Origin of the sequence: Paenibacillus salivarius (assembly GCF_051307165.1) — a bacterium.
Taxonomy (GTDB): Bacteria; Bacillota; Bacilli; order Paenibacillales; family Paenibacillaceae; genus Fontibacillus.
The window spans coordinates 2,175,628-2,192,290 of the sequence record NZ_CP195592.1 but is presented as its reverse complement, the minus strand read 5'-3'; the positions used below and the strand labels follow the sequence as shown (position 1 = coordinate 2,192,290).

Below are 16,663 nucleotides of genomic sequence, written 5' to 3'. Positions count from 1 at the left end.
AATACGATTGAATCGCATCCTTATGATTTATTCGCTCCATACCACTTTGCCGGCAACGATCGTCTTAACCGGCCAGCCTTTCAGCTTCCATCCCGTAAACGGCGTGTTGCGGCCCTTGGAGGCAAACTCCTCGGGGTTCACTTCTTTCTCCAGATCCAGATCGACGATCGTCAAATCGGCAGGCGCACCCGCCACCAGACGTCCGGTATTCAATCCGAACACGCGGGCCGGATCCTCCGTCATCCGCTTCACCAGCATCCCGAGCGTCCAGCGGCCCTCGGCAACGAACTTGGTGTAGAGCAGCGGGAACGCCGTTTCAAACCCGACGATTCCGAACGGGGCAAGCTGCATTCCCTTCGCTTTTTCTTCCGCGCTGTGCGGTGCGTGGTCCGTAACGACGATATCGATCGTTCCGTCTTCCAGCGCCTGGATGCAAGCCTCCACATCCCGCTTGGAACGCAGCGGCGGGTTCATTTTCCAGTTGGCGTCCAGCCCCGGAATATCCTCCTCCGAAAGAATCAGGTGATGCGGGCAAACTTCCGCGGTCACCTTGATGCCGATTTCCTTCGCTTGGCGAATGAGGCGGATCGATTGCTCGGTGCTGACATGGCAAACATGGTAGTGTACGCCCGTCGCTTCGGCCAGCAAAATATCGCGCCCGACATGGATCGCTTCCGATTCGTTCGGAATCCCCTTCAACCCGTGACGTTTGGCAAATTCGCCCTCCGCCACCGGCGCCCCTTCCACCAGCGAGTTGTCCTCGCAGTGGGCGATGACCGGCATGCCGAGCGAAGCCGCAAGATTCATCGCATCTTTCATCATTTGCGCGTTTTGGACCCCGACACCGTCATCGGTGAACCCGATCGCCCCGGCCTCTTTCAAGGCTGCGAAATCCGTCAGTTCCCGGCCAAGCTCGTTCTTCGTAATCGCCGCATATGGCAGCACCCGGACTAAGTCCGCTTCCTTGGCCTTATTCAGGACAAGCGAAACGACTTCTGGAGTGTCGGTGACCGGTTTGGTGTTCGGCATGCAGGCGATCGTCGTGAATCCGCCCTTCGCCGCCGAACGTGCGCCGGTTTCAATCGTCTCCTTATGCTCAAAGCCCGGTTCCCTCAGATGGACGTGCATATCGATAAATCCCGGGGTTACCAGTTTGCCCTCGGCGTCGATGACGGTTGCGTTACCGGCTTCTCCGGCAAAGCTGCCTGCGGCTGCAATTTGCCGAATCACACCGTCCTCAACCAGGATTTCCTTTTTTTCCAAATCTCCGCTCTCGTTCAGGACACTTGCGTTTCGAATAATAAGCTGCATCGATGGAACCTCCGCTTTTTACAATCTATAGAATCCTTAAAATAAGTTCCTTGCTTTATCTCATCGCTCTTTCCATAACCGCCATCCGAATCGGCACTCCGTTCGCCATCTGCGGAAAAATCCGCGATTGGGGATGTTCGACCACCGCGTCATCGATTTCCACGTTCCGGTTTACCGGAGCCGGGTGCATGATGATCACGTGTGGCGCAAGCTTGGCGACCCGTTCTTCCGTCAGGCCGTATTCGAGCCGGTATTGATCCGCCGACTTGAGCAGTCCTTCCGCATGGCGTTCCAATTGCACCCGTAGCATCATGACGACATCGGCGCAGAGCGCTTCATCCATCGGAACATAAGGAGCGTACGCCGCAAGCTCCGGAGCCTGCATGCTGTCCGGCGCGCAAAGTTTGACCTCCGCACCGAATTTTTGCAACGCCCAAAGGTTCGAACGGGCGACCCTGCTATGCTTAATGTCCCCGATAATCGAAACCTTCAAGCCTTTCAGCTCACCAAAGTGCTTTCTCATCGTGTACATGTCGAGCAGTGCCTGGGTCGGATGTTCGTTATTGCCGTCTCCGGCGTTAACGAGCGGTACCGAGATCCGCTCGGCGAGTTCGGCCAGCAGACCGACCGGCTTTAACCGGATCACACCGGCATCGATCCCCATTGACTCCAAGGTGCGGACCGTATCGTAAATCGATTCGCCTTTTTCCACGCTGGACACCGCGGCCGAAAAATTCAGCACCTCGGCTCCCAGTCTTTTTTCCGCCATCTCAAAGGAGAAGCGGGTTCGCGTGCTGTTTTCAAAAAACATATTCGCAACGAACCGGTCCTTCAGGACCGGAACGACCTTCTCGCTCCGTGCCTCCCAATATGCGGCACGATCCAGAATCGAGGCGATCTCGGAAGCGCTAAGGTCCTTGAGACCGAGCAGGCTGTGTTCTTTTAATGAGGATGCCGTCATCGTCATATCACTGTTCCCCCCGGTTTTGCGTAATCCGTACCTCGTCACTGCCGTCGGTTTCTACCAGGAATACCTCGATTTCTTCGGCTTTCGATGTCGGAACGTTTTTCCCGATATAATCCGGGCGGATCGGTAATTCCCGGTGACCGCGGTCCACAAGGACGGCCAATTGGATCGAAGCCGGGCGCCCGCAATCCATGATCGCATCCATTGCCGCCCGGATCGTTCTACCGGTATACAGTACGTCGTCGACAAGCACGACGGTTTTGCCATGCACCTCGATCTGAACCTCTGCCCGTTCGGAACCTCGCTCGCCCCTGTCGTCACGGTAAGGGGTCACGTCCAGCTCTACCCAGGAGATCGGCGTTCCTTCGATATTTTCCAGTCGTTCCGCAAGCCGTTTGGCCAAAAACACACCCCGTGTCTTAATGCCGGCCAGTACGCAGCCCTCAATACCGTTGTTCCGCTCAAGAATTTCATGGGCGATTCTGGTTAAGGCACGGCGAATGGCCATTTCATCCATAATTGTATGACTCTCGCTGCTCATCTGATCTGCCTCCTCGGGATAAAATTGCATTCAGCATCCGTGGTAGGTACAAAAAAACTCCTTGCCTGACCCAGGCAAGGAGTTTTTAGCCATGGTAAATGACCATGACTGTCATGCGGATCCCGGATGTATACTGCCGCAGCAATATACCTAGTATTGTCGGAATCCTCATTCACGTTACCTTGCCAGCCTCACGGGACTGAATTAAAGGTTCTATTGATTTACATGAATTATGACAGAATACGGCTTGCCTGTCAAGACAGTCGGACTGGATGATTATTACTGTCAAAGAACGGTGAATCATGACGCCTGTTCCGGAGATTCGCATTCATTTATTTATAAATATACACCATAATTTATATTTATACAACAGTTGCAATGTAAAAACCGCCCTGGAAAACCAAGGCGGCAGGTGGTGCATGCGTCAAGCTATTCATTTTCATAAGAGTCGGAATCTCATCGGCCTGATGGTCGAGCTGTTTGCCCGGCTGCGCTCTCCCGATTTCTCAAAAGAACATCTTCCTAAAAAATAAACTTCACTTCGCCAAGCCGCCGTTTGATTTCCGCGATGACCCGCTGCTCCTCTTCTTGACCGTTCGCGGCAAACGTTACCGAGAAACGGACATAGTGGCCGGCATCGTCCCAAGGAACGGTGGAAATCAGCTTCTCGCGAATCAGATACTGGGAGAAGTCCTCCGCCGATGCGAATGACGGTCCGCCTTCGACGCCTTTGGGAGCGGCAACGTAGAGGAAAAACGAGCCTTGCGGCTTCTTTGCCCGGAATCCCAACTCGTTAAGTGCACTTACCAGCAAATTATGGCGGCGAGAATACTTCTCCGCGATTTTTTCGGTAATTTCCGGATGGGCAAGACCGTAAGCCGCGGCTTTTTGTATGGCGATAAATTGGCCGGAGTCGTTGTTGTCCTTCACGTCGCTGAACGCTTTGACGATGAGCGGATTCCCTGCGACAAAGCCGATTCTCCAGCCCGTCATATTGTATGATTTCGACAAGGAGTGCAGTTCCACGCCCACATCCTTCGCCCCTGGCACGGACAGGAAGCTTAACGGCTTCAATCCGTCATAGGTCAAGGCCGCATACGGTGCATCGTGGACCACTACCACGTTAAATTTACGGGCCCACTCGACAACGCTCGTAAAAAACGCTGCAGTGGCGCTGGCCCCAGTCGGGTTGTTCGGGTAATTCAAATAAATCAATTTCGCTTTGCGGGCGACATCCTCAGGTATCGAATCCAGGTCCGGCAAAAATTGGTTTTCTTCCGTCAAGGGTACCGTATATACTTCCCCGCCCAAATATTTGGTATGGGTTCCGAGAACCGGATATCCGGGTACCGTCATGATCGTGATGTCTCCAGGATTGATAAAACAGGAAGGCAGCATCGCCAAAGCGGGCTTGGACCCGATCGAGTGCACGATTTCCGTAGCCGGGTCGATCCCTTCCACGCCGAAAACTTCATGTAAATAACGGGCCGCCGCTTCCTTGAACTCGGCAATGCCGTTGTCCGCATATCCGCGGTTCTCAGGCTTGGCGGCTTCCTCCGCGAGTTTGGCCACGATGCCCCCATCGGCCATTTCATCCGGCTCGCCGACGCCCATGTCGATCAATTCCACATCGGGAAAATCCTTTTTCGCCGCCGCTTTGGCGCGTTTGATTTTCTCGAATTTATAAATAGCGGTGTCTTTTCCGTAATTTACACCGCCGATACGTTCCGCAAATTGGTGCTGAATAAATGTATCCATGTACTGTTCGATTCCCATAGCAAGATCTCTCCCTCTGCTAAATTTCCCTTTTAACTATGCGGGATACGGGATTTTTAGAGAATGGATAAATCACCAGATCGTTTGTACTTTTTGAAGAATACAAGCACGTCGGCATTCATTTCATTACACAAAAAACAAAGCACCTTTGCTCCTGCCGTGCCTACCGCACAGCCTGATCAAAGATGCTTATTTAAAGTTCAAGCCTACCGGTTACGGAGCGCTTGCAATACATCCTCCATATCGGCGGGAAGCGGAGCGGTAAACTCCAAATATTCCCCGCTGGACGGATGCACAAATCCGAGCACGGCGGCATGCAACGCCTGTCCCGACATTTTGATTCCTTTGCTTCGGCCGTACATCGGATCCCCCACGAGCGGATGGCCGATAAACTTCATGTGCACGCGGATTTGATGCGTTCTGCCGGTCTCCAGCTTCAACTCCAGCAGCGTGTAATCGCCAAAGCGTTCCGCCACTTGAAAATGAGTTACCGCATGCTTGCTGTTCCGTTCGATTACCGTGTACATCTTGCGGTCCTGCGGATCGCGGCCGATCGGCGCGTCAATCGTCCCCTGGTCATGGCTGACGTTGCCGTGGACGATCGCAAAATATTTGCGGGTTACGGAGTGTTCCTTAAGCTGGGCGGCAAGGGAAGCATGAGCCTTGTCGTTTTTGGCGGCCATGATCAGCCCCGAAGTATCCTTGTCGATCCTGTGGACGATACCGGGACGCAGCTCCCCGTTGATTCCGGACAGATCTTTGCAATGGTGCATCAGCGCATTGACCAGCGTCCCGCTGGCGTGCCCCGGAGCCGGATGTACGACCATCCCCCGCTCCTTGTTCACCACGATAACATCGCTATCCTCATAGTAGATGTCGAGCGGAATGTCCTCCGGAACGATCTCTACCGGTTCCGCTTCCGGTACGGTTAGGGAAATGACGTCTCCGGCAGCGATTTTGTGATTCGTTTTCACCTGATTGCCGTTAACGACGATATTCCCCTGTTCAATCCACAGTTGAATTTGGCTCCGGGAAAATTGTTCGCCGGTTTGCGCCTTGACGAATTTGTCGATCCGTTCCTTGGCCGCCTCGGCATCGGCTGTCCATTCCATGCTCTCTTCTTCAGCGTCAATAAAAGAATGATCCGAAATCATACCTGCTCCTCTTGTTCGCTGCTTCCGGCTTTCGCTTGTTTTTCCCGACGCATTTCAAGCAATGAATCCAGCACGATCAGTGCCACGCCGATGACAATGCAGGAGTCGGCCACATTGAAAATCGGAAACGTATAAGAACCGAAATTAAACTGCAAAAAGTCAACTACTTCGCCGCTGACGGCACGGTCGAGAAAATTGCCGACGGCCCCGCCCAATACAAGCGATAACGCCGTTGGAAGCAGTTTGTTCGGTGAAGATTTGATTTTGGTTATATACCAAACAATGCCTGCCACAACCACCGTCGTGATTACGATGAAAAACCAGCGTTTTCCTTCCAGAATGCCGAATGCCGCGCCGGTATTTCGGTGGGAAGTGATCAGGAAGAAGTCGCCAATGACCGGAATTTGTTCGCCAATGGACAAGCCGGTAGCGATCAGATACTTCGTCCCTTGGTCGACAAGAAACACAATCAATGCGATCAGAAAGTAGATCACGCGGGAAGTCACCTCATTTTTTTCATTATTCCTCCGGATCAATAAAAATCCAGGCAGAATTAACCACGTCTAAGAACTCATATATTGTAGCACAGCGGGAATTGGCCCGTCCATGCGCGAAAGGATTTTCCTTAGGTAAAACGTCATGCATTTGCGTAAAATAGCTGTACGATTCCGTATTACGAATTGACTTCAAGGAAATACCGAAAGGAGAATTTCTCATGTCCCACCTGACGAACGAGCAACTTGCCGAGCTTAAATCCGACCTTTTGGCCGCCAGGGACGATATTGTCCGCAGGCTGAAAGAGCAAGACCATAACGGCCTCAGCAACTCCTTGCGGGATACGACTGGAGAGCTCTCAACGAACGATAACCATCCCGCGGACGTCGGAACCGAGATGTTTGAACGAGGCAAAGATATCGCGTTAATCGAGAACGAAGAACTCATGCTTGTCCGGATTGAAGAAGCGCTGGAACGGATAGCTGAAGGCACATACGGCTATTGCGAAACATGCGGTGAACCGATCAGCTATGAGCGGTTGAAGGCGATACCGGAAACATCCTATTGCAAGGAAGACAGCCCGCAAACGTTCGTTTCCGCTTCCCGCCCTGTCGAAGAGCTTTTTCTGATGCCTCCGTTCGGCCGAACCAGCCTCGACGAGCAAAGCGACCAAAACGGCTTTGACGGAGAAGATGCCTGGCAGATCGTGGAGAGCTACGGGACATCCAATTCTCCCGCCCTCGCGGAGGATAACGAAATCGACGATTACAACGATATGGAAATCGAAGCGTCCGGAGAACTCGACGGCTTTGTCGAGCCCTATGAATCCTTCGTCGCCACCGATATATACGGAAATAATGTATTTTTCTACCGGAACGGCGTATACCGCAAGCATATGAAGGCTACCGAGCATCTGGAAAGCGAAGATTCCCTCGGAACCGGGTCTAATAAGTATTAAGCTCGAGTTGTCTTTGCACGATCCGGACGATGTCGGCGATATAATCTCCGATAATCGGCAGGTTGAGAGCACCCAGGACCTGAAGCACATAAATAATCGTTGCGGCGAAAAAAGTAAATCCGATCGCGATTCCGACGCCGCGAGCCGTGCCGGACAATACATTCAGCCATACTAAACGCCAGGGCCGGTTAAGGAGCTGCGTGTACTCGGTGATTCTGGATCTCTCCAGCTCACGCGTCCATTGCAAGGTTAGCCTGTATAAGGCCCCCATTTGCTCTTCGGGAGTCACGGGGATCGGCTCTTCGTATTTTTCCGTTTTGGCCAGGGAATCTCTCCTCCGTTTTCGACGCTTCATCGGCACCTCCGAGAAAAATGAAACGAGCCGCGGGGTTTATCTTCCTTATAGGAGGATACTCACGCCCCGGACTCGTTCCTTCTTGGTTAATCCTAGTATGATCGTCTTATGGACGAATATACACCGTGATCGTTTTGGTGCCCAGATCGACCGTTTCCGCTTGCCCTTCCGCTTGGCCGAAATCTACGTCGGTGATCAGTACATTTTCGCGAAGCACATGTTCAAAGGCTTGAATCGCCGCCTTCAGCTCATCGTCGACGTCAAGCGTCAAATGCACGCGCTGCTCGACCTTCAGATCCAGCTTTTTGCGGGTATCCTGGACGGCGCGCACGACTTCGCGCACCCATCCTTCCTGCTCCAGTTCCGGCGTAATGTCCGTATTCAACGCAACGGTGATTCCGTAACCGGAAGCCGAAGCGAAGCCGGATTTGGCCTGTTTTTCGACGAGCAGTTCTTCTTCGGTAACGTTCAATTCTTCCCCTTCCGGCGAAGTAACGTTCACGCTACCGTTTTCCACGATTTTAAGCGTTTCTTCCGGCGGGAGTCCCTTGAGGAAGCCTTGCAGGAAGCCTACATTTTTGCCGTATTTCTTTCCGGCTACCTTCAGGTTCAGCTTTAACGTAAAGTCCACGAACCCGCTGTCGCTCGTCTCGATTTCGATCGCCTTCACGTTGATCTCATCCTTGATGATCTCCTCATATTCAGCAACCTTGAAGTCGCGGTCCATGGAGACGATCAGGCTGGACAACGGCTGGCGCGTCTTGATCCCGGTTTCGTTACGGACATTCCGTGCCAGTTCCACGATTTGGCGGGCGCTTTCCATATCCGCTTCGAGCTCCGGATCAATCAGCGATTCGTCCGCTTTCGGATAATCGGTCAGATGCACGCTCTCCCCGCCGCCGAGATTCGTGAAAATATCCTCGGACAGCATCGGCGTAAACGGAGCCATGACTTTGGACAACGTCAGCAACACATGAACCAGCGTTTGGTAAGCGAACACTTTGTCTTCGCCAAGCCCGCTGCCCCAGAAACGGTCGCGCGAACGGCGGATATACCAGTTGCTGAGCTCGTCGATAAAGGACTCGATCGCTTTGGAGGTGTTCACGAAGTCGTTGACGGCCAATCCTTTTTCAAGGATCAGAATCAAGCTGTTCAACCGGGACAGAACCCAGCGGTCCAGCTTGTTGGCGGACGGACGATACTCATGCTCCTCCGGTTTGAAACCGTCGATACCTGCATACAAAGTCAGGAACGCATGCGTATTGACGAGCGTATCCACGACTTTGGATTTGGCTTCACCCACGATTCCCTTGGAGAACCGCTTGCTGTTCCAAGGCGCACTGTCGGACAGAAGCGCCCAACGGAACGCGTCGGTGCCGAATTCGTTGATGATATCCCAAGGATCGATGACGTTTCCTTTGGACTTGGACATTTTTTGGCCGTTCTCATCGAGGACGTGGCCAGTCGCGATTACCGCCTTATATGGCGCTTTGCCGGTAAAGAGCGTCGATACGGCCAGTAGGCTGTAAAACCAGCCGCGGGTCTGGTCGATCCCTTCGCAAATCATGTCGGCCGGGAACTGCTCTTCGAACGTCTCCACGTTTTCGAACGGGTAATGGTGCTGAGCGAACGGCATCGAGCCGCTGTCGAACCAAACGTCGATCACTTCGCTCGTCCGTTCCATCACGCCTCCCTCGCAGTGCGGGCAACGGACTTTGACTTCATCCACATAAGGTTTATGCAGTTCCAGGTCCGGGCTTACTTCATGAGCCGCATGGGCGCGCAGCTCTTCCAGGCTGTGCGGAGCAAACTGCTCGCCGCAATCCTGGCACACCCAGACGTTGAGCGGCGTTCCCCAATAGCGGTTTCGGCTGATGTTCCAGTCTACCAGCTCTTCGAGGAACTTCCCGAAACGTCCTTCCCTGACATGACCCGGGTACCAGGTCACCGAGTTGTTGTTCTCGATCAGCTGATCTTTGACCGCCGTCGTTTCGATGAACCAGCTGTCCATCGCGTAGTACAGGAGCGGGGATTTACAACGCCAGCAGAACGGATAGCTGTGCTCGTATTTTTCCTTGCTGTAAAGGAGGCCTCTCTCCGACAACGTTTTAACGATATCCAGATCGCAATCCTTGACGAAACGTCCGGCAAAATCGCTCACGACTTCCGTATAGCGGCCTTGGCCGTTCACGACGCTTACGAAGCTGATGCCGTTCTCGCGGCATGTCCGGTAGTCGTCTTCCCCGTGCGCGGGAGCCATATGAACGATCCCCGTACCGCTCGCATCCGTCACGAACGAAGCGCCAACGATCACGTTTACTTTTTCGGCCTTGATGTAGCTGAAAGGAGACGCGTACGTTTTGCCGACCAGTTCGGAGCCTTTAACGACCGACTGAACCGCATAGTCGCCCTTCATTACTTTCTCGACCAGATTTTTGGCGACGATGTATACGCCGTCTTCCTGTTTAACTTTGGCGTACTCCATGTCCGGATTTACCGCCAACGCGACGTGAGCAGGAAGCGTCCAAGGCGTCGTCGTCCATGCAAGCACATACTCGCCGGTTTCGTCCAGTTTGAATTTGGCGGTGGCGCTCAGATCTTTAACGTCTTCATAGCCCTGCGCCACTTCATGGGAGCTGAGCGAGGTCTGACAGCACGGGCAATACGGGCTTACCCGGTGACCGCGGTACAACAGGCCTTTATCATGAATCGTGGCCAGGATGTTCCATACGCTCTCGATATATTTGTTGTCCAGCGTAATATACGGATCGTCCAGGTCGGTCCAGTAAGCGATCGCTTCGGTAAATTCACGCCACTGTTTTTCATAACCGAACACACTGTCCTTACACTTTTTGACGAATTCTTCGATGCCGTACTTCTCGATTTCCTGCTTTCCGGAAATACCCAACGCCTTCTCCACGCCCAATTCGACCGGAAGCCCGTGCGTATCCCATCCGGCCTTGCGTACCACCCGGTAGCCCCGCATCGTCTGATAACGGCCTACAAAATCCTTGATAACGCGACCTAGGACGTGGCCGATATGCGGCATGCCGTTGGCGGTCGGCGGACCTTCATAAAACACGTAATTCGGACGGCCTTCCCGGTTCTCGATACTGCGTTTGAACGTATTCTCGCTGTTCCACTTGTTTAAGATACGCAGGTCGCGGGTGCGGGCCTGTTCTTTGACATCGACTTTTTTCATGTTTGTCTCTTCCTTTCCTTTATTCCTGAATGCAAGTTTAACGAACAAAAAAAGCCCCGCCCCGAAAGGGACGAGACTTGCGCTCGCGTTACCACCCTAATTTCATGCATAACCGAAACCTAAACCGTTCGACGGCATGCATGACACCTTAATCCCATACGCTTCATATGGGGCCAGGATAACGGTCGGCTTCCGGCCTGACTTACGATTCCCTATACGGGAATTCAGCCAGGCTTCTCCGGGAGGATCTTCCGTCAGCGTCTTGAACGTTGGCTTTCAGCAACCCGCCAACTCTCTGGGGAACAATGACCGCCGCGTACTGTATTCCCATCATCAAATCCATATCAATGTATTTATAACTGATTTACGCCGGGTATGTCAACCCGGAGGAGGCTTGTCCTAGTAAATCTCTTTGATCTCGTGGTCCCGGTCCTGGTCCAGTGAACGCTCCCGGCTGTCCAGAGATTCCCAGCCTTCCTGGCTCAGCAAATCGAGCTGGGCTTCCACCAAAGTGCGGAAACGCGCCCGGTAAATCGAAGCCTGCTTCTTCAGCTCTTCGACTTCCATGGCGATTCTCCGCGATTTGGAAAGCGCCTCGTTCACGATCCGGTCCGCGTTCTTCTCCGCTTCCTTCACGATCAGCTGGGCTTCCTTCTTCGCGTTGTTTTTCACTTCGTCCGCTGCCTCTTGAGCCACGATAATCGTCTTGCTCAGCGTCTCTTCGATATTTGCGAAATGATCCAGCTTCTCCTGGACGGCAAGAAGTTGATTATGCAGCTCCTTGTTTTCGCGGATCACGATTTCATAATCTTTAATGACCTGGTCAAGAAATTCGTTCACTTCGTCTTCATCATAGCCGCGAATGCGTCTGGAGAACTCCTTATTATGTATATCCAGCGGTGTCAATGGCATACTCCGTACCTCCTAATGAAATTCAACTTCCACATAATTTCGACAGGAATTGCCGATCTCCTGCAAATCCTTTACAGAAATTTACCGATCTTGACACGAAGTCTGCCTTTTTTGGTCACCCCGTCACATTCAAGCACCTTGAACCGCCCGAATCCCTGCAGGGCAACGACGTCTCCTTCTTTAAGCAGCTTGGACGGATCCTCTTCCGTTCGCCAATTTACTCTGCAACGGCCAGCCTTGATCGGCGCCAGCACTTTGCTGCGGCTTAACCTGAAAACATCGCTGACGATGCCGTCTAAACGCAAAGAAGCCACCGTCAAGTCCAGCGGCATGAGTTCGGTTTCCGAAGTCCTCAGAGCGTCCAATTCCAGGATGTCGGTCATCACGTTTGCCCGGTGCACCTGATGCAGATTCAAGGTAATGAACGGAGCGATCTCCTCCGCAACAAGGACGTGGCATCCGTCCTCTCGGACATGGATATCCCCGACTTTGTCCCTTTTCAGACCGAGGCCAAGTATGGCCCCCAAATAATCGCCATGGGCAAGCTCAGCCAGTTTCTGGTCCACGGAAGTGATGCTGAGCACTTTAAGCCGCATCGGTTCACTTTCGAGATCCCGGTAATCGGGAGCGATAAAGGCCCTCCGCCGTTCCGCGCCGTCATAACCGCCGTCCAGCCTTAAGGCAACGTCCGGATGGCGGTTCGCCAGCATTTGCAAAATCTGCCCTTGTCTCGGATCGAGAAAGTCGCTCAGCTTCGCTTCGTGATAATCTCCCGCATTCACGACCCATTCCCAAGCCCGGTCAACAAACTGGCGCTCTTCCGGTTTGAAATGTTCATAGATGTCTGTTCGCATCATGCCGCATTACCCCGGGAAGATATATCTGAGCACGCTGCTCAAGCCGATTGCCGCCAAACGGAGAACGAATAACGCTATGATCGGGGAAAAATCGATCATTCCCATAAGCGGTGGGATAAACCGGCGAAACGGGGCCAAAAACGGCTCGACAAGTTTTCCTAGCAGCTCGCCGATAAAACTTTCCCGGACGTTCGGAAGCCAAGACATTAAAATGTAAATAATGATCAAAGTGGTGTAAATATTATAAATCATTGAAACAATCGTATCGATCGTGTTTCCCAAGCTGACTTCACCTCATTTTGTTGTAATCGTAATCTTCGGTCAATATTTCGGTTATCGCTCCCTGAATTTCTACGGTATCCGGCGTGCACAGGAAAATATTTCCTCCAATTTTGGAAATGCTCCCGCTCAACGCATAGATCGTACCGCTCAGAAAATCGATAATTCGCATCGCCTGGTCGTTGCGAACCCGCTGCAGGTTGACGACGACGCTCCGGTGTGAACGCAAATGATCCGCGATCTCCTGGGCTTCGTCATAAGAGCGCGGTTCATAAAGAATCACCTTGACGTTCTTTTGCGAATGAATGCTGACCACATTGCTTCCCCTCTGATTTCTACGGGTTTCGAAGCTCGGGGTTTCAAATTCCGGTTCAGCCTGGTCCCTTAAGCTTTCGCGTTCCACTATTTCCTCTTCCTCCTGCAGGCCTAAGAAGTTCATGAATCGATTCATTACTCCCATTACGTCACTTCCCCTTTCCCTACTAAAAGAGTTCCGAGGCGGACCCAGGTCGCCCCTTCTTCAATCGCCACTTCAAAATCACCGGACATCCCCATGGACAATTCGGTCAACGGTTCCTTGGCCGCTCCCTTGGCGTTCAGTTCATCCCGCAGTTCGCGAAGTCCCCGGAATACGGGTCTGGTCAACTCGGGATCGTCCACCTCCGGCGCCATCGTCATGAGCCCGACAATCTGAACATGGTCAAGCTTCCCCGCTTCAGCCAAAAAAGCTTCCGCTTCTTCCGGCTTGATTCCTTGCTTGGATACTTCCCCGGAAATATTGACCTGCAAAAACGCCTTCACCTTCGCACCGTCCGCCGCCGCCCTTTTTTGAAGCTCCATGGCGAGCGACAGCTTGTCCAGCGAATGAATATATTCAAATTTTCCGACGATCGATTTAACCTTTCTGCTCTGGAGATGGCCTATAAAGTGCCATACTCCCTGCCCGCCGAGCGCCTCCCATTTCGGGAGCGCGACGTCCGTCCGGTTCTCTCCGATGTGAATGACGCCATGTTCCAACACAGAACGCGTCATTTCGGCGGAGACATATTTCGTCACGGCAATGACCTTAACCTCGTCTGGATTTCTCCCGGACCGGTCACAGGCCGCCTTGATCCGTTCATTGACATGTTGTATCCGTTCTTCGAGCGTCAAGAAGGGATCACCTCTCTTTCATACCAACCCAACTTGCCATGCGACCGGTAACCCCGCCGTGTTTGCGGTAAGAAAAAAACCGGTCGCTTTCGCAGCTTGTACACCATGATGTACATTCGATATGTGTCGGCAATATTCCTGCTTTTATCATAATCATTCGATTCATTTCTTTCAAGTTCAGCATGGTTCGGTCCGAATTTACGGATGGCTCCGCTATTTTAGGTTCCCACCGGTCCCATTCGGCTTCTGCCAGCGCCTCCCTTACTTTACCCATAACATGCTCATCCACCTCATAACAGCATGCGCCGATGCTCGGTCCGATCGCCGTCCGTATTTCGTCCCTGGAACTCCCGTAGGTTTGCTCCATTTTCGCGATCATCGCTTCCGCAATCCGCCCTACCGTTCCCTTCCAACCGGCATGGGCGAGTCCGACGACCCGATGTACGGGGTCGAAAAAGTAAAGCGGAACGCAATCCGCATAAAAAGAAGTCAGCAAAATTCCGGGTACGTTCGTCACTAATCCGTCGGTCGCCTGAAACGCGCTGCTCCTGTCCCGGAAGCCTTTTCCCCGGTCTTCCGCCTTCACAACGGCAACATCGGCTCCGTGGACCTGTTCCCCACAGGTCCACGATTCGGCCGGAAATCCGAGCGCTCCGGCCAGTTGTTGACGGTTTTCAAGAACGTCCTCCGGATCGTCGCCTACATGATACGCCAAATTCAGGCTGTCATACTGCCCTTTCGAAACGCCCCCGGCTCTTCCCGTAAATCCGGCGCTGAGTCCCGGCATCATCTTGCTCCAGGCTTGAAGCTCGTAACGCTCAGGCAAACGCTCCATATCATTCCTTACGAACGGTTCCATCATCCATCTTCCTCTCCCGGTATGTCTCACACAGTTTACCATAAATTCCGGTCCGTGCGCTTATGAACCGCGTCGTTCCGCCCTTCCGTCCCTGTCAATGTAAACGGTGGTTTCATAAGCAGACGCCATCCGGGATTCTCTGAGTTCCTCCATTTTTACCAATACGACATCCGATCCGATCTTGACGATATTTTTCCAAGGGATGATCAAATCGCTGCCGCTGCCGAATAAACCGAGAAATTTGTATCCGGACGGTACGACAATCGCCTCGATCACCCCCTGACGCAGGTCCAGTTCCAGATCGCTGATATGCCCGAGCCGCTTGCCGTCCACCACATTAATGACGTCTTTCGTTTGAAAATCGGAAATTTTCATGCTTGCTCTGACCACATTATCCATTACCTATCGCCCCCTGCCCGCCTAATGCTATCCCTTTACTATATGTGCGGGCGGTCCAAAACATCATTATTTCTTGACCGGAACTTCCTTCCGGAATATTGAAATGCCCAGGATCTAACGATGGTCAACATAGAGGTCTGAACAGGCCGCTGGCGGCCGCCCGTTCATTTCCCGGAAAATGCTCATAGCTGGGATTAATATTTCTAAACCGCTTGATTGCGTTATGACTTAAGGTAACCCAATGAGTCTAACCTTTTGTCGTACCCGCTCACGTCCGGCCCACTCTAACGAAACGACATATTCTTATTGCGTCAATTTCAGCGGTTTGGCCGATTTAAAGAAACGAGAGAACGTTATTCGGCTCTTTCGGACGCCTATCCAGTGCTTCTCTCCAAAATAGCAATACCACGTTTCGTTAGATTTCAAAAACACGCCATTTTGTTCAAATTAGGTTATACAGTTTCGTTAGCCTGTCCTCACCCGCCGATTGCCCATACGAATCGATGGGCGGGTTCCTTTTGAGCGAATCCGGTTCAAGGGGAATATAAAAAAGGCCCCGAAAGGGCCTTAACAATTACGACTTTACATGTTTTTGCATTTGTAAAATGGCGGATTTCTCCAGTCTGGATACCTGGGCTTGGGAGATGCCGATTTCGTCGGCGACTTCCATCTGTGTTTTTCCCTCAAAGAAGCGCATCGAAAGGATCATCTTTTCCCGGCGCCCGAGCCGCTGCATCGCTTCCCGCAACGCGATTTCCTCGATCCAGGAAACATCCTTGTTCTTGTCATCGCTGATTTGATCCATCACATAGATCGGATCGCCACCGTCATGATAGATCGGCTCGAATAAGGAAACCGGGTCCTGGATGGCGTCCAGGGCGAAAACGACATCTTCCTTCGGCAGGCCGAGCGCCTCCGAAATTTCAAAGATCGTCGGTTCCCGCGAATTTTGGTTCGTCAGGCTGTCCCGCATCTGCAACGCCTTGTACGCAATATCCCGCAAGCTGCGCGAGACGCGGATCGGATTGTTGTCCCGCAAGTAGCGGCGAATTTCGCCGATGATCATCGGAACCGCGTAGGTTGAAAATTTGACGTTTTGCGATAAATCAAAATTATCGATCGCTTTCATGAGTCCGATGCAGCCGACCTGAAACAGGTCATCCACAAACTCCCCCCGATTGTTAAACCGCTGGATGACACTCAGTACGAGTCTGAGGTTGCCATTCACTAACTTTTCTCTGGCTGATCTTACGTGGTCCTGCTGCAAAGAATGGAACAATTCACGCATTTCCGCATTGGTTAGAACGGGCAATTTAGACGTATCAACGCCGCAAATCTCGACTTTGTTTCGGGTCATCAAGTCTTTACCTCCCAAGGAGAAACATTAATGATCATTATCTCCTAGGGCTGTATTTTTATTCCGGAAATTGAGGTTCCCTGGCCATC

17 protein-coding genes and 1 other annotated feature are annotated in these 16,663 nt (G+C 52.4%); of the genes, 1 reads left to right on the top strand and 16 read right to left on the bottom strand.

Annotated features, from left to right (window positions below):
- Positions 1-27: 27 nt before the first annotated feature.
- The 6 genes from ACSFXJ_RS09745 to lspA form a co-directional block, all read right to left on the bottom strand.
- Complete coding sequence (locus tag ACSFXJ_RS09745) at positions 28-1,311, bottom strand: dihydroorotase (protein WP_435924958.1); 1,284 nt, start codon at positions 1,309-1,311, stop codon at positions 28-30.
- Positions 1,312-1,366: 55 nt separating this feature from the next.
- On the bottom strand, positions 1,367-2,278 hold the full coding sequence (locus tag ACSFXJ_RS09740; protein ID WP_435924957.1) for an aspartate carbamoyltransferase catalytic subunit: 912 nt from the start codon (positions 2,276-2,278) through the stop codon (positions 1,367-1,369).
- A gap of 1 nt (position 2,279) precedes the next feature.
- A complete protein-coding gene (gene pyrR, locus ACSFXJ_RS09735; protein ID WP_435924956.1) occupies positions 2,280-2,819 on the bottom strand; it encodes a bifunctional pyr operon transcriptional regulator/uracil phosphoribosyltransferase PyrR in 540 nt (179 codons plus the stop codon).
- 522 nt (positions 2,820-3,341) lie between these two features.
- Entirely contained in the window at positions 3,342-4,595 is a 1,254-nt protein-coding gene (locus ACSFXJ_RS09730; protein ID WP_435924955.1) for an LL-diaminopimelate aminotransferase, read from the bottom strand.
- Between the two features lie 206 nt (positions 4,596-4,801).
- Entirely contained in the window at positions 4,802-5,749 is a 948-nt protein-coding gene (locus ACSFXJ_RS09725; RefSeq protein WP_435924954.1) for an RluA family pseudouridine synthase, read from the bottom strand.
- Positions 5,746-6,243, bottom strand: a complete 498-nt coding sequence (gene lspA, locus ACSFXJ_RS09720; protein WP_435924953.1) for a signal peptidase II — start codon at positions 6,241-6,243, stop codon at positions 5,746-5,748. The genes ACSFXJ_RS09725 and lspA overlap by 4 nt, the downstream gene beginning before the upstream one ends.
- A 221-nt stretch (positions 6,244-6,464) precedes the next feature.
- Between lspA and ACSFXJ_RS09715 the strand changes: the two genes are divergently transcribed.
- Positions 6,465-7,202 (top strand): TraR/DksA C4-type zinc finger protein, encoded by a 738-nt coding sequence (locus tag ACSFXJ_RS09715; protein WP_435924952.1) that lies wholly within the window; start codon positions 6,465-6,467, stop codon positions 7,200-7,202.
- Here the strand turns inward: ACSFXJ_RS09715 and ACSFXJ_RS09710 are convergent.
- The 10 genes from ACSFXJ_RS09710 to sigG form a co-directional block, all read right to left on the bottom strand.
- On the bottom strand, positions 7,189-7,557 hold the full coding sequence (locus ACSFXJ_RS09710) for a DUF5665 domain-containing protein (RefSeq protein ID WP_435924951.1): 369 nt from the start codon (positions 7,555-7,557) through the stop codon (positions 7,189-7,191). The genes ACSFXJ_RS09715 and ACSFXJ_RS09710 overlap by 14 nt on opposite strands.
- 106 nt (positions 7,558-7,663) lie before the next feature.
- A complete protein-coding gene (gene ileS / locus ACSFXJ_RS09705; RefSeq protein ID WP_435924950.1) occupies positions 7,664-10,759 on the bottom strand; it encodes an isoleucine--tRNA ligase in 3,096 nt (1,031 codons plus the stop codon).
- A 63-nt stretch (positions 10,760-10,822) separates the two neighbouring features.
- Positions 10,823-11,102, bottom strand: a binding site (T-box leader).
- A gap of 56 nt (positions 11,103-11,158) precedes the next feature.
- The gene (locus ACSFXJ_RS09700) at positions 11,159-11,671 is read right to left on the bottom strand and encodes a DivIVA domain-containing protein (protein WP_435924949.1); all 513 of its coding nucleotides are present in this window, start codon (positions 11,669-11,671) and stop codon (positions 11,159-11,161) included.
- Positions 11,672-11,742: 71 nt separating this feature from the next.
- The gene (locus tag ACSFXJ_RS09695) at positions 11,743-12,525 is read right to left on the bottom strand and encodes an RNA-binding protein (RefSeq protein ID WP_435925723.1); all 783 of its coding nucleotides are present in this window, start codon (positions 12,523-12,525) and stop codon (positions 11,743-11,745) included.
- Between the two features lie 9 nt (positions 12,526-12,534).
- Entirely contained in the window at positions 12,535-12,780 is a 246-nt protein-coding gene (locus ACSFXJ_RS09690; protein WP_435925722.1) for a YggT family protein, read from the bottom strand.
- Positions 12,781-12,817: 37 nt separating this feature from the next.
- On the bottom strand, positions 12,818-13,267 hold the full coding sequence (locus ACSFXJ_RS09685; RefSeq protein ID WP_435924948.1) for a cell division protein SepF: 450 nt from the start codon (positions 13,265-13,267) through the stop codon (positions 12,818-12,820).
- Positions 13,267-13,959 (bottom strand): YggS family pyridoxal phosphate-dependent enzyme, encoded by a 693-nt coding sequence (locus ACSFXJ_RS09680; RefSeq protein WP_435924947.1) that lies wholly within the window; start codon positions 13,957-13,959, stop codon positions 13,267-13,269. The genes ACSFXJ_RS09685 and ACSFXJ_RS09680 overlap by 1 nt, the downstream gene beginning before the upstream one ends.
- Positions 13,960-13,966: 7 nt before the next feature.
- Positions 13,967-14,818 (bottom strand): peptidoglycan editing factor PgeF, encoded by an 852-nt coding sequence (gene pgeF / locus ACSFXJ_RS09675; RefSeq protein ID WP_435925721.1) that lies wholly within the window; start codon positions 14,816-14,818, stop codon positions 13,967-13,969.
- A gap of 60 nt (positions 14,819-14,878) precedes the next feature.
- Positions 14,879-15,217 carry a YlmC/YmxH family sporulation protein gene (locus ACSFXJ_RS09670; RefSeq protein WP_435924946.1) on the bottom strand — a complete coding sequence of 113 codons (339 nt, stop codon included), beginning with the start codon at positions 15,215-15,217 and terminating at the stop codon, positions 14,879-14,881.
- 574 nt (positions 15,218-15,791) lie between these two features.
- A complete protein-coding gene (sigG, locus tag ACSFXJ_RS09665) occupies positions 15,792-16,574 on the bottom strand; it encodes an RNA polymerase sporulation sigma factor SigG (protein ID WP_435924945.1) in 783 nt (260 codons plus the stop codon).
- Positions 16,575-16,663 lie beyond the last annotated feature (89 nt).